Consider the following 13,069-nt stretch of genomic DNA (forward strand, 5'->3'; position numbering starts at 1 on the left):
TTTTCTGGGGGAGAGGAAGAGACGAAAGCGAAATGGCCTAATCTTCGTCGAATCCTGAATTGAACAGCGCGATCACCGCCGCCAGCGCTTCGACCTCCTGCGGGCCGGTGGCTTCAATTTCTATCTGGCGACCTTTAGCAGAGTCCAGCATCAGCAGGGCGATGACGCTATTGGCTTCGGCTTCGGTGCCTTCATCATTGCGTAACAGCACTTCGGCCTCAAAACCCTGCATTAATTCAAACAGTTTCATGGCAGGCCGGGCATGCATACCCAGCTTGTTCGTGACTTCTACAGTCTGCTTCACGGTCATGTTTTGCGTTTTTCCAGCGTTCTATGGCGTGACTGCACGTTCTTACCGCGTGAGCGGAAGTAGTCTGCCAGCTGTTCTGCAATATACACCGAACGGTGTTTCCCGCCGGTACAGCCGATGGCTACGGTGAGATAGCTACGGTTGTTTGTCTCCAGCATGGGTAACCATAACTCAAGATAGCTGCGAGTCTGGTAGATAAAATTGTGTACTTCTGTGTGCCTGTCGAGGAATGCCGCAACTGGTTTATCGAGGCCGGTCATTGGACGCAGTTTCGGGTCCCAGTGCGGGTTAGGCAGGAAGCGCACGTCAAAAACATAATCGGCATCAATTGGAATACCGTGCTTGAAGCCGAAGGACTCGAACACCATTGTCAGCTCGCGTTCGCGCTTGCCCAGCAGACGGGTACGCAGCATTTCCGCCAGTTCATGCACGGACATTTCAGAGGTATCGACAATCAGATCGGCGCGGGAACGCAGCGGTTCCAGCAGATCGCTTTCCTGGTCGATGGCGCTCTCCAGGGAGAGATTTTTGCTGGAAAGCGGATGCAGACGGCGCGTATCGCTGTAACGGCGAATCAGCGTGTTGCGATCGGCATCAAGGAACAGAAGCTGTGGTGAAAATGCATCGGGCAGGTTGTTCATCGCCTGCTCGAAAATTTCAGGGGACTCAGGCATGTTACGCACGTCAATGCTGACGGCCGCAGAAATCTGGCGATCGGCCAGCGTACGAGCCAGATCGGGCAACAGCACCACGGGGAGGTTGTCCACGCAGTAAAAACCCATATCTTCCAGCGCACGCAGGGCGACAGATTTCCCTGACCCTGAACGACCGCTGACGATCATCAGTACCATGTACCGTTTCTCCTCACAACAGATGCCATTGGGTGGTTATGCCTCATCCTTTCCACCTTCGGTGTCAGTGATGATTTGATACAGCTCTTCGTCACTCTGCGCGGCGCGCAGACGGCGGCAGATGGTTTTATCCGCCAGACGTTTAGCGACCAGCGACAGTGTATGCAGATGCGTTTTGGTTTGATCTGCGGGCACCAGCAGGGCGAAAAGCAGATCGACCGGTTGATTATCAATGGCATCGAAAGCGATAGGCGTTTCGAGTTGGACGAACACGCCGACGGCGCGCAGCGTATCTTCTTCCAGCTTGCCGTGTGGGATGGCGATACCATTGCCAATGCCGGTACTGCCCATTTTCTCACGCGTCAGGATTGCTTCAAATACCACCTGCGGAGGCAGGCTGAGCTGTTTTGCCGCCAGTTCACTGATAATCTCCAGCGCACGTTTTTTGCTCTGGCAGTGAACGCCGCTGCGCGTACATTCCTGGTTAAGTACGCTGCTCAGTTGTAGAGTCGTATCGTTATTTGTCATAATTTCACCTAAGAACCTGTTCCATCAGAATGATTCCTGATGAGGCAGATTCGGAGCGCTAACTGTACAAATGGCCTGTTGTGCGTCACAACAGGCCGTCCTGCACTCGCTAACTGCCCGGACAATTAGTGTTGTTTCAGTTTATCTTTGTGTTTCGTTAGCTGCCTTGCCAGTTTATCGATCAAACCGTCAATGGCGGCATACATATCCTGACCTTCCGCGCTGGCGTGAATTTCGCCACCGTTTACATGCAGTGTCGCATCCGAGATGTGTGTTACCTTCTCCACTTTCAAAACAACGTAGACCTGATTAATCCTGTCAAAATACTGCTCAAGTTTGGCGAATTTGGTTGAGACAAAGTCGCGCAGGGCTTCAGTAATTTCGACGTTATTTCCAGTGATGTTGAGCTGCATAGTGTCTTCCTTATCGGTTGGTTCAAACCAGCTGTTTGCGCTGATTGGACGGCGGAATGGATAAAGACTCTCGGTACTTCGCAACGGTGCGGCGCGCCACCATGATACCCTGATCCGACAACATAGAGGTTAACTTGCTGTCGCTCAGCGGCTTCGCGGGGTTCTCCGCAGCAATTAATTTCTTCACCAGCGCACGTATCGCCGTGGAAGAGGCTTCGCCTCCGCCTTCGGTATTCACATGGCTGGAAAAGAAATACTTCAGTTCAAAAATGCCGCGTGGACTGTGCAGATACTTCTGCGTGGTCACACGGGAAATCGTCGATTCGTGCATCTCGACGGCCTGGGCGATGTCCGCCAGCACCATCGGTTTCATAAACTCTTCGCCTTGCTCGAAGAAGGCCTGCTGCTGCTCAACAATACAGCGGCTCACGCGTAACAGGGTGTCGTTGCGGCTTTCCAGACTTTTGATCAGCCACTTCGCATCCTGAAGGTTGCTGCGAATGAACTGGCTGTCGGCATCATTACGCGCGCCGTTGCACAGGGCGGCATAATGTTGATTGATCTGTAGACGGGGAATGCTGTCGCCGTTCAGCTCCACCATCCAGTAACCGTTATGCTTACGCACCAGCACATCCGGGATCACATATTCAGGTTCGCCGGTCTGGATAGACTGACCCGGTCTGGGATCGAGCGACTGGATAAGATTGACCGCCTCTTTCAGCACCTCTTCTTTCAGCCGCGTAACGCGCATCAGGGTGCGGAAGTCATGATTGGCCAGCAGATCGAGGTGATCGCTGATGATCAACCGGGCGTCTTCCAGCCAGGGCGTGGATTTATCGAACTGTGAGAGCTGGATCAGCAGGCAGTCACGGAGATCTTTCGCCGCCACGCCGATGGGATCGAAGCGTTGAACGCGTTTGAGTACCGCTTCTATTTCATCGAGGCCGATCTCTTCATCGCCGATGCTTTCGAGAATGTCATCCAGCGAAATGGTGAGATAGCCGGTATCATCAACGGCATCGACAATTGAGGTGGCAATCGCGCGATCGGTATCCGAGAACGGAGTCAGCCCGACTTGCCACATCAGGTAGTCCTGGAGGGACTGCGTGGTTTCGCCCTGGTACACCGGCAGCTCGTCGTCGATGTAGTCGCCGCTGGTGCCGGACGGCGTACCTGCGGTGTAAATCTCATCCCAGCTGGCGTCAAGCGGCAGCTCTTCGGGCATCTCTTTCTGTTCGAGCGCGTCTGCGGTATCCAGGGCTTCGTTGTCCTGGGTTTCGCGCGTGTCGATTTCATCGTGAAGATCGGTTTGCTCAAGCAGCGGATTACTCTCCAGCGCTTGCTGAAGTTCCTGCTGAAGTTCCAGCGTAGACAACTGCAACAGACGGATGGCCTGTTGTAGCTGGGGCGTCATCGCCAGTTGTTGGCTGAGCCTGAGTTGCAAACCTTGCTTCATGTTCAGAGTCGTTTTCTCCCGCTGTGACGTCGCAGTCTTCTACCCTATCAGAGTCTGAAGTCTTCCCCAAGGTATACGCGCTTAACGTGCTCGTCTTGCAGGATTTCTGTCGGTGTGCCGTGTGCGATCAGATGCCCCTGGCTGACAATATACGCGCGTTCACACACCGCCAGCGTTTCACGAACGTTGTGGTCGGTAATCAGAACGCCGAGACCGCTGTCGCGCAGGTGCTCGATAATGCGTTTGATGTCGATGACGGAAATCGGGTCAACGCCTGCAAACGGTTCATCCAGCAGGATAAATTTCGGATTTGCGGCCAGCGCGCGGGCAATCTCCACACGGCGGCGCTCACCGCCGGACAACGCTTGTCCGAGGCTGTCGCGCAGATGCTCGATGTGGAACTCTTCCATCAGTTCATTGGCGCGGTCTTCACGCTGTTCGGTCGTGAGATCGTCACGAATTTGCAGCACCGCCATCAGGTTATCAAACACGCTCAGACGGCGGAAAATGGAGGCTTCCTGCGGTAAATAGCCAATACCGCGACGCGCGCGGGCATGCAGCGGCAGCAGGCTGATGTCCTCATCGTCAATAATAATGTTGCCAGCGTCGCGCGGCACAATGCCCACCACCATGTAGAAGGTAGTGGTTTTACCTGCGCCGTTCGGCCCGAGCAGACCGACGATCTCCCCGGAATTCACGGTGAGGCTGACATCTTCCACCACGCGACGGCCTTTATAGGCTTTCGCAAGATTCTTTGCAGTTAATGTTGCCATAACGAATTAGTTACCCTTCTTCTGTGCCGGGGCCTGGTCTTTGTTTTTGTCCTGCAATTGCGACGGCACCAGAACCGTCGTTACACGTTTGCCTTTTTCGCTGAACGCCTGCATTTTCTGCTCTTTCACCAGGTAAGTGATCTTATCGCCGGTGATGTTGCTGTCGAGCTGCTCCAGGTAGGCGTTACCGGTCAGGACGACGAAATCTTTCGCCAGCTCATAATGCATTTTTTGGGCATGGCCTTTTACCGGCTTGCCGTTGTCCTGCATCTGATAAAACGTCGCCGGGTTGCCGAAGCCGTCGATCACCTCTTTGCCTTGCTCGCCGCCCGGACGGGTGACGACCACTTTATCGGCATTGATTTTGATGGTGCCCTGAGTCACGACGACATTTCCGGTAAACGTCACCACGTTACCCTGCATATCCAGTGACTGCTGGTCCGATTCAATATGAATCGGTTGTTCGGTATCGCCGGTGACCGCGAACGCCGGAAGACTGGCGGCCAGAAGTGTGCTGGCAAGCACAAGATTAAGGCTGAGTTTGTTTGTTTTGAATTTCATAGGAGGTTCTAACCTTTTCAATCAGCTCGGCGTTCTTGCTGCGTAAGTTGCCGCGCATTTTCAGTCCGCTGGAGTTAAATGTTGTTCCGTATAACGTGACCAGATCTTCAGAGGTGACATCCTGCGTCACCAGGTTGATCGTCGCGTTATCCGTCGTGATTCTGCGTAGTTGAGCGTCAGGCGCCAGCGCATTGACTTCAACGTGACCATACAGATAGAGCATCCGGTCTTCGGTCAATTTCGCCTTATCCGCTTTAATCGACCATGTCGGGACTTTATCTTTATCAAAGGTGGTTAATACCGGTTGGGTAAACCACGAAAGCGCCTGTTCTGAATAATATTCAACGTGCTGCGCAATAAGACGATAGTTCAACGCGCCTTCCGGGCTATAGACGACCGTATCGGTATGCTCGCTCTTATAAGTCGGATCGCTGGTGTTCACCACAACCTGAGCAGGATCGTCTTTATCCGCCAGATTAATTCCGATCAACACCAGTACGGCCAACGACAGTAGAATGATAACCCAACGTCTGGTTTTACTCATATCGATTGCCCTTTGGCCTCATCAAGCTTACCCTGCGCCAGCAAGAGTAGATCGCACACTTCCCGCACCGCGCCGCGTCCACCGGCGATATGCGTCACATAGTCGGCGCGGGGGATCAGGAGCGGATGCGCATCAGCGACCGCAACGCTCAGACCCACTTTTTCCATCACCGGCCAGTCGATCAGATCGTCACCGACGTAAGCCACATTTTCAGGCGCAACGCCCAGCTTATCGAGCAGGTCGCCAAACGCGATAAGTTTGTCCGACTGCCCCTGATAGAGATGCGTGATCCCCAGGGTGGCACAGCGATCTTCTACAAGTTTAGCCTTTCGCCCGGTAATAATAGCGACCTCAATCCCGGAAGTGAGCGCACAGCGAATGCCGTAGCCATCACGGACGTTAAAGGCCTTCAGCTCTTCACCGTTGTTGCCCATATAAATCAGACCATCAGACAGCACGCCATCCACATCGAGGATGAGCAGACGGATGTTTTCCGCCTGGGCGATAACCTGTGTACTGACGGGGCCATAACAGGTCGCAAGCGACGCACCTGCTTTACTCATTTCTTTTATCCTTGAGTTTCTACACTACGCCTGCACGCAGTAAATCATGCATATGTAACACACCCAGTAACTGGTCGCCATCAGCAACCAAAACGGAGGTGATATGACGGGACTGCATTAAGTTCAGGGCGTTAACGGCGAGAATACCGGGGCGAACGCGAATTCCCCCTGGCGTCATGACGTCGGCAATCCCTAACTGGCGAACATCCACACCCATATCGAAAACACGACGCAAGTCGCCATCGGTAAAGATGCCGTCAATCTTCATTGTGTCATCACAAATGACGGTCATGCCGAGATTTTTACGCGTAATTTCCAGCAGGGCATCACGCAGGCTGGCGTTTTTATTCACATGCGGGATTTCATCGCCGGTGTGCATGATATCGTTAACGCGCAGCAGAAGTTTACGGCCAAGTGCGCCGCCCGGATGCGACAACGCAAAATCTTCGGCGGTAAAGCCGCGGGCTTTTAATAACGCGACCGCGAGCGCATCGCCCATGACCAACGTAGCCGTAGTGCTGCTGGTCGGCGCCAGACCCAACGGGCAGGCTTCTTTCGGCACTTTAACACACAGATGCACATCCGCCGCACGCGCCATGCTGCTTTCTGGCCGCCCGGTGATACAAATCAGCGGCACCTGCAAGCGTTTGAGAACCGGGATTAATGCGGCAATCTCATTGGATTCGCCAGAGTTGGAAATCGCGATCACCACATCCTGCGAGGTGACCATGCCGAGATCGCCATGCGCGGCCTCGCCTGGGTGAACAAAAAAGGCGGAAGTGCCGGTGCTGGCAAAGGTGGCGGCCATTTTCCGCCCGATATGACCTGATTTCCCCATCCCCATGACAACGACTTTGCCTGTACACGAGAAGATTTTTTCACAGGCGAGCGTGAAGTTCTGGTCGATGTATTGATCAAGCTCCGCCAGGCCTTCACGTTCAATCTCCAGGACGTCTTTGCCTGCTTTCTGAAAGTCAAAACCCGGTTGTAACGCTAAGTGCGACATAGTCCGTTTTCCCGTTATCCAATAAGAAGCGGCGATAGCCAGTACAGCATCGCCAGCCATACGATAAAACCGCCGGTCAGCAGCACGCCTGCGCCCCGACCAATCTGGCGCGGACGCCGCCAGCACAGCAATGCCAAAACAATGCTCACTAACAGCATCACGCTATAGTCACGCCCAAACGCCAGCGGGTTGACGTCGCCTGGCGTAATCAATGCAGGCAGCCCCAGAACGATGGCGATATTAGAAATATTGGCGCCGATAATGTTGCCAATGGCGATATCATTTTCACCTTTGCGGATGCCCGCGATCGCCGTCGCCAGCTCCGGCAGGCTGGTGCCAATCGCAATCACCGTCAGGCCGATAGTCAGTTCGCTCATGGCGAAGTAGTTCGCCAGTACGGTGGCGTTATCAACCACCATCCGCGTCGCCATCGGCATAATAATCAGCGCGATACCCAGCCACAAAAACGCGACGGGTAAGCCGCCTTCGCGCGGCAGCTCCGCCACCTGCTCCCGGGTGAGGCTGTCATTTCCTTGCCGCTCCGCCAGGCGCGCGATCTTAACAATGAACAGCAGCCATAGCACGGCCAGCAGCAGAAGAAAGATTCCGTCGCTACGGCTCAGCTCGCCATCGTGCAGGACGGAGCCCGCCAGCACACTGACAAATAACATTAGCGGCAATTCGCGGCGCAAAACATCAGAATGCACGGTAAAAGGGTGAAACAGCGCCGCCAGGCCCAGAATCAGCAAGATATTGATGATGTTGGAGCCGAGCGCGGTGCCCACGGCTAAATCCAGTTGCCCGTGAAGCGACGCGGCAACCGAGACAATTATCTCCGGTAATGATGTTCCGATACTGACGACCGTCATCCCGATAATGAGCGGAGGAATCCCCACTGCCCTACACAAAATCGATGCGGCAAACACCAGACGATCGGCGCTGTAGACCACCAGAAGTAAACCAATAATTAACAGCGCCGTAGCTAAAAGCATCTAAAGTCCTTTCTTCAGGTATACTCGCCGGTCCACTGGAGGGATCTTCTGGAAGCCGTAACGAAGTCTTAATTTTGACTTTATGCGGCTAAAAAGTAAAACAAATGCCAGCTTTAGCTAACCAGGGCAGGTAATATTCTGTAAATATGTTGGGTTCATGGCTAAATTCAGCGCCATGCTTAGATCAACAAGGCGATACAAAGGATGAATCAATGGGTCAGTCTGTGGCGAATTTAGTCGATATGCGCGACGTCAGCTTTTCGCGTGGCGACCGCTGCATTTTCGATAATATTTCCCTGACCGTGCCACGCGGGAAGATCACGGCGATCATGGGGCCATCGGGGATCGGTAAAACCACGCTGTTACGACTGATTGGCGGACAGATCCCGCCGGATAGCGGGGAAATACTGTTTGATGGCGAAAACGTACCTGCTATGTCTCGCTCGCGGTTGTACACGGTACGAAAACGGATGAGCATGCTGTTTCAGTCGGGGGCGCTGTTCACCGACATGAACGTGTTTGATAACGTAGCCTACCCGCTGCGGGAGCACACGAATTTACCCGCGCCGCTGTTGAAAAGCACGGTGATGATGAAACTGGAAGCCGTTGGTCTGCGCGGTGCGGCAAAGCTCATGCCCTCTGAACTGTCCGGGGGGATGGCGCGGCGTGCGGCATTAGCCCGTGCTATTGCGCTGGAACCCGACCTCATTATGTTCGATGAGCCGTTTGTGGGTCAGGACCCGATTACGATGGGCGTACTGGTGAAGCTGATTTCAGAACTGAACAGCACGCTGGGCGTAACCTGCGTTGTCGTGTCCCACGATGTGCCGGAGGTGCTGAGCATCGCCGATCACGCCTGGATTATGGCGGACAAAAAAATCGTGGCGCACGGTAGCGCGAAGGAACTGCAAGAAAATGCCGACCCGCGCGTCCGCCAGTTCCTGGACGGTATTGCCGACGGGCCGGTTCCGTTCCGCTATCCGGCGGGCGATTATCACTCCGATTTACTCGAAACAGGGAGTTAAGCCACTCATGCTGTTAAATGCGCTGGCATCGCTTGGACACCGGGGGATCAAAACCCTCAGAACGTTCGGGCGTGCCGGGTTAATGTTATTCAATGCGGTGATTGGTAAGCCGGAATTTCGCAAGCATGCGCCGCTGCTGGTGCGTCAGCTTTATAATGTGGGCGTCCTGTCGATGCTCATTATTATCGTCTCTGGCGTTTTTATCGGCATGGTGCTCGGGTTGCAGGGCTATCTGGTTCTGACGACCTACAGCGCGGAAACCAGCCTGGGTATGCTGGTGGCGCTTTCATTGTTGCGTGAACTGGGGCCGGTTGTCGCGGCGTTGCTGTTTGCCGGGCGCGCTGGGTCTGCGCTGACCGCAGAAATTGGTCTTATGCGAGCGACTGAGCAGCTCTCCAGTATGGAAATGATGGCCGTCGATCCGCTGCGCCGGGTGATCTCTCCGCGCCTGTGGGCGGGGGTGATTTCGCTGCCGTTGCTGACGATTATCTTCGTGGCCGTTGGCATCTGGGGAGGATCGCTGGTTGGCGTTAGCTGGAAGGGGATCGATGCCGGTTTCTTCTGGTCGGCGATGCAGGATGCCGTCGACTGGCGTCTGGATCTCGTGAACTGTTTGATTAAGAGCGTGGTGTTCGCCATCACGGTAACGTGGATTGCGCTGTTCAATGGGTATGACGCGATTCCGACCTCTGCCGGGATTAGCCGCGCAACCACGCGCACCGTTGTGCACTCGTCTTTGGCCGTTCTGGGTCTGGATTTTGTGTTGACCGCACTGATGTTTGGGAATTGAGTTCATGCAAACGAAAAAAAGTGAAATTTGGGTAGGGATCTTCTTGCTGGTTGCGTTGCTGGCGGCGCTGTTTGTTTGCCTGAAAGCGGCCAATGTCACCTCGATGCGCACGGAGCCGACCTACACGATTTATGCGACCTTCGACAATATTGGCGGCCTGAAAGCGCGCTCTCCGGTACGTATCGGCGGGGTGGTTGTCGGCCGGGTTGCGGATATCTCGCTGGATCCGAAAACCTACCTGCCGCGCGTCACGCTGGATATTGAAGAGCGCTATAACCACATTCCTGATACCAGTTCGCTGAGTATCCGCACCTCTGGCCTGCTGGGGGAGCAATATCTGGCGTTAAACGTTGGGTTTGAAGATCCTGAACTGGGAACGTCTATCCTCAAAGATGGCGACACTATTCAGGACACCAAGTCCGCGATGGTGCTTGAAGACATGATTGGTCAGTTCCTTTACAACAGTAAAGGGGACGACAATAAGAATTCTGGCGATGCGCCAGCGCCAACTGAAGGCAATAATGAAGCGACACCGCCTGCGGGCGCAACAAATTAATCACAGGAGAATCGATGTATGTTTAAGCGATTAATGATGGTAGCGCTGCTGGTCATTGCACCGTTGAGCGCGGCAACCGCGGCGGACCAGACTAACCCGTATAAATTGATGAATGAGGCGGCGCAGAAAACCTTCGATCGTCTGAAAAACGAACAGCCGAAAATCCGTGCCAACCCGGATTACCTGCGCGACGTCGTTGACCAGGAACTGCTGCCGTATGTGCAGGTGAAATACGCGGGCGCGCTGGTACTGGGTCGTTACTACCGGGATGCGACGCCGGCGCAGCGTGACGCCTATTTCGCGGCGTTTCGTGAATACCTGAAACAGGCTTATGGTCAGGCGCTGGCGATGTACCACGGCCAGACTTACCAGATTGCGCCGGAACAACCGCTGGGCAATGCGACCATCGTGCCGATCCGCGTGACGATCATCGATCCGAATGGCCGTCCTCCGGTTCGACTGGATTTCCAGTGGCGTAAAAACACCCAGACCGGTAACTGGCAGGCTTATGACATGATCGCGGAAGGCGTCAGTATGATCACCACAAAACAGAATGAGTGGAGCGATCTGCTGCGTACCAAAGGCATCGACGGCCTGACCGCGCAGTTGCAGTCAATTTCTCGTCAGAAAATTTCGCTGGAAGAGAAAAAATAATGACGCAGTCACTTAGCTGGACGCGCGAAGGTGACACGCTGGCATTAGCGGGGGAGCTGGACCAGGACGTGCTGAACCCGCTGTGGGATGCGCGCGTTGATGCGATGAAAGGCGTAACCTGCATCGATCTGAGCCAGGTCTCCCGGGTGGATAGCGGTGGTCTGGCGTTACTGGTGCATCTTGTCGATCAGGCGAAGCGACAGGGCAACAGCGTTTCGCTGCAAGGGGTAAACGAGAAGGTTTACACGCTGGCGAAGCTCTATAATTTGCCTGCTGACGTGCTTCCACGTTAATTTTTGTAGGCCGGATAAGGCCTTGTGCCGCCATCCGGCAAAACCCCTAAGTGGGATTTGCCACCAAAGCCTTGCCTGATTTATCAGCTGGGCTTTTTGCTTATTTATGACAGCGCCACTTTGCTCTAAGATGTTGGGCTGTTTTCCCTATTTGACGAATGAAGAGCCCATGGAAAATCATGAAATTCAGAGCGTGCTGATGAGCGCACTCTCCCTCCAGGAAGTCCACGTCTCTGGCGATGGCAGTCACTTTCAGGTTATCGCCGTGGGTGAGATGTTTGACGGCATGAGCCGGGTCAAGAAGCAGCAGTCTGTTTACGGCCCGTTGATGGAGTTTATTGCGGATAACCGTATCCATGCCGTATCGATCAAAGCGTATACCCCAGCGGAATGGGAACGCGATCGCAAACTTAACGGTTTTTGAGCGACGGGCGACACGCCGGTAGCAGATATGAATTCTTAACAGAGAACAGAATAATGGATAAATTTCGTGTACAGGGGCCGACAACGCTCCAGGGCGAAGTCACAATTTCAGGCGCTAAAAATGCCGCATTGCCGATCCTTTTCGCGGCGCTGCTGGCAGAAGAACCGGTAGAGATCCAGAACGTTCCAAAGCTGAAAGACATCGATACGACGATGAAACTGCTCAGCCAGCTTGGAACGAAAGTGGAACGTAACGGTTCTGTCTGGATCGACGCCAGCCAGGTCAACATCTTCTGCGCGCCTTATGAACTGGTAAAAACCATGCGCGCGTCGATTTGGGCGCTGGGGCCGCTGGTTGCGCGTTTTGGTCAGGGGCAGGTTTCTCTGCCAGGCGGCTGCGCCATCGGCGCGCGTCCGGTCGATCTGCACATCACCGGCCTGGAACAACTGGGCGCTGAGATCAAGCTGGAAGAAGGCTATGTGAAGGCGTCTGTTAATGGTCGTCTGAAAGGCGCGCATATCGTGATGGACAAAGTCAGCGTCGGTGCGACGGTGACCATCATGTCTGCGGCAACGCTGGCCGAAGGGACCACCGTGATTGAAAACGCCGCGCGTGAGCCGGAGATCGTCGATACCGCGAACTTCCTGGTGACGTTGGGAGCGAAGATCAGCGGTCAGGGCACCGATCGTATTACCATTGAGGGCGTTGAGCGTCTGGGCGGCGGCGTATACCGTGTTCTGCCCGATCGCATTGAAACCGGCACCTTCCTGGTCGCGGCGGCGATTTCCGGCGGTAAAATCGTCTGCCGTAACGCGCAGCCGGATACGCTGGATGCCGTACTGGCTAAACTGCGTGACGCCGGAGCGGATATTGAAACCGGTGAAGACTGGATCAGCCTGGACATGCATGGCCAGCGTCCGAAAGCTGTGAATGTGCGTACCGCGCCGCACCCGGCTTTCCCGACCGATATGCAGGCGCAGTTCACGCTGTTGAACCTTGTCGCGGAAGGGACGGGTTTCATCACGGAAACCATTTTCGAAAACCGCTTTATGCATGTGCCTGAACTGATCCGTATGGGCGCGCACGCGGAAATCGAGAGCAATACCGTGATTTGCCACGGCGTTGAAAAACTCTCCGGGGCGCAGGTGATGGCGACCGACTTGCGTGCGTCTGCGAGCCTGGTGCTGGCGGGATGCATTGCAGAAGGCACGACGCTGGTTGATCGTATTTATCACATCGATCGTGGCTATGAGCGCATTGAAGACAAACTGCGCGCGCTGGGCGCGAATATTGAGCGTGTGAAAGGCGAGTAATCTTTTCTACATGCACT

Annotated in this window: 18 protein-coding genes; 7 read left to right on the forward strand and 11 right to left on the reverse strand. The window is 54.6% G+C overall.

Features of this window, described 5'->3' with window-relative positions; genetic code table 11:
• Positions 1-37: 37 nt before the first annotated feature.
• From npr to FD428_RS02560, 11 genes are all read right to left on the reverse strand, one after another.
• Positions 38-310 (reverse strand): PTS phosphocarrier protein NPr, encoded by a 273-nt coding sequence (gene npr / locus FD428_RS02510; protein ID WP_012135339.1) that lies wholly within the window; start codon positions 308-310, stop codon positions 38-40.
• A complete protein-coding gene (gene rapZ, locus FD428_RS02515) occupies positions 307-1,161 on the reverse strand; it encodes an RNase adapter RapZ (protein WP_012135338.1) in 855 nt (284 codons plus the stop codon). The genes npr and rapZ overlap by 4 nt, the downstream gene beginning before the upstream one ends.
• Positions 1,162-1,197: 36 nt before the next feature.
• Positions 1,198-1,689: a PTS IIA-like nitrogen regulatory protein PtsN gene (gene ptsN / locus FD428_RS02520; RefSeq protein ID WP_012135337.1), complete on the reverse strand. Its 492-nt coding sequence runs from the start codon at positions 1,687-1,689 to the stop codon at positions 1,198-1,200.
• A 125-nt stretch (positions 1,690-1,814) separates the two neighbouring features.
• Positions 1,815-2,102, reverse strand: coding sequence for a ribosome hibernation promoting factor (hpf, locus tag FD428_RS02525; protein ID WP_012135336.1), 288 nt, complete (start codon positions 2,100-2,102; stop codon positions 1,815-1,817).
• A 22-nt stretch (positions 2,103-2,124) separates the two neighbouring features.
• Positions 2,125-3,558: an RNA polymerase factor sigma-54 gene (rpoN, locus tag FD428_RS02530; protein ID WP_012135335.1), complete on the reverse strand. Its 1,434-nt coding sequence runs from the start codon at positions 3,556-3,558 to the stop codon at positions 2,125-2,127.
• A 47-nt stretch (positions 3,559-3,605) separates the two neighbouring features.
• Positions 3,606-4,331: an LPS export ABC transporter ATP-binding protein gene (gene lptB / locus FD428_RS02535; RefSeq protein ID WP_012135334.1), complete on the reverse strand. Its 726-nt coding sequence runs from the start codon at positions 4,329-4,331 to the stop codon at positions 3,606-3,608.
• Between the two features lie 6 nt (positions 4,332-4,337).
• Positions 4,338-4,892 carry a lipopolysaccharide ABC transporter substrate-binding protein LptA gene (gene lptA, locus FD428_RS02540; protein WP_012135333.1) on the reverse strand — a complete coding sequence of 185 codons (555 nt, stop codon included), beginning with the start codon at positions 4,890-4,892 and terminating at the stop codon, positions 4,338-4,340.
• The gene (gene lptC / locus FD428_RS02545; protein WP_012135332.1) at positions 4,861-5,436 is read right to left on the reverse strand and encodes an LPS export ABC transporter periplasmic protein LptC; all 576 of its coding nucleotides are present in this window, start codon (positions 5,434-5,436) and stop codon (positions 4,861-4,863) included. The genes lptA and lptC overlap by 32 nt, the downstream gene beginning before the upstream one ends.
• Entirely contained in the window at positions 5,433-5,999 is a 567-nt protein-coding gene (gene kdsC / locus FD428_RS02550) for a 3-deoxy-manno-octulosonate-8-phosphatase KdsC (RefSeq protein ID WP_012135331.1), read from the reverse strand. Before kdsC ends, lptC begins: the two co-directional genes overlap by 4 nt.
• 19 nt (positions 6,000-6,018) lie before the next feature.
• Complete coding sequence (gene kdsD, locus FD428_RS02555; protein ID WP_012135330.1) at positions 6,019-7,005, reverse strand: arabinose-5-phosphate isomerase KdsD; 987 nt, start codon at positions 7,003-7,005, stop codon at positions 6,019-6,021.
• A 14-nt stretch (positions 7,006-7,019) separates the two neighbouring features.
• The gene (locus FD428_RS02560) at positions 7,020-7,997 is read right to left on the reverse strand and encodes a calcium/sodium antiporter (protein WP_012135329.1); all 978 of its coding nucleotides are present in this window, start codon (positions 7,995-7,997) and stop codon (positions 7,020-7,022) included.
• Positions 7,998-8,209: 212 nt separating this feature from the next.
• Here FD428_RS02560 and mlaF point away from each other — a divergent pair, with 212 nt between their 5' ends.
• From mlaF to murA, 7 genes are all read left to right on the forward strand, one after another.
• Positions 8,210-9,022, forward strand: a complete 813-nt coding sequence (gene mlaF, locus FD428_RS02565; RefSeq protein ID WP_012135328.1) for a phospholipid ABC transporter ATP-binding protein MlaF — start codon at positions 8,210-8,212, stop codon at positions 9,020-9,022.
• 7 nt (positions 9,023-9,029) lie between these two features.
• Positions 9,030-9,812, forward strand: a complete 783-nt coding sequence (mlaE, locus tag FD428_RS02570) for a lipid asymmetry maintenance ABC transporter permease subunit MlaE (RefSeq protein WP_047460983.1) — start codon at positions 9,030-9,032, stop codon at positions 9,810-9,812.
• 4 nt (positions 9,813-9,816) lie between these two features.
• On the forward strand, positions 9,817-10,368 hold the full coding sequence (gene mlaD, locus FD428_RS02575) for an outer membrane lipid asymmetry maintenance protein MlaD (protein ID WP_012135326.1): 552 nt from the start codon (positions 9,817-9,819) through the stop codon (positions 10,366-10,368).
• A gap of 18 nt (positions 10,369-10,386) precedes the next feature.
• The gene (gene mlaC, locus FD428_RS02580) at positions 10,387-11,022 is read left to right on the forward strand and encodes a phospholipid-binding protein MlaC (protein ID WP_114848369.1); all 636 of its coding nucleotides are present in this window, start codon (positions 10,387-10,389) and stop codon (positions 11,020-11,022) included.
• A complete protein-coding gene (gene mlaB, locus FD428_RS02585) occupies positions 11,022-11,315 on the forward strand; it encodes a lipid asymmetry maintenance protein MlaB (protein ID WP_112001517.1) in 294 nt (97 codons plus the stop codon). Before mlaC ends, mlaB begins: the two co-directional genes overlap by 1 nt.
• Before the next feature lie 169 nt (positions 11,316-11,484).
• On the forward strand, positions 11,485-11,739 hold the full coding sequence (ibaG, locus tag FD428_RS02590) for a BolA family iron metabolism protein IbaG (protein ID WP_024130986.1): 255 nt from the start codon (positions 11,485-11,487) through the stop codon (positions 11,737-11,739).
• Between the two features lie 53 nt (positions 11,740-11,792).
• Positions 11,793-13,052 carry a UDP-N-acetylglucosamine 1-carboxyvinyltransferase gene (murA, locus tag FD428_RS02595; protein WP_012135322.1) on the forward strand — a complete coding sequence of 420 codons (1,260 nt, stop codon included), beginning with the start codon at positions 11,793-11,795 and terminating at the stop codon, positions 13,050-13,052.
• The last annotated feature ends 17 nt before the right edge of the window (positions 13,053-13,069 follow it).

The sequence above is a fragment of the Citrobacter sp. TBCP-5362 genome (genome assembly GCF_005406305.1).
In the GTDB taxonomy this organism is placed as follows: domain Bacteria; phylum Pseudomonadota; class Gammaproteobacteria; order Enterobacterales; family Enterobacteriaceae; genus Citrobacter_B; species Citrobacter_B koseri.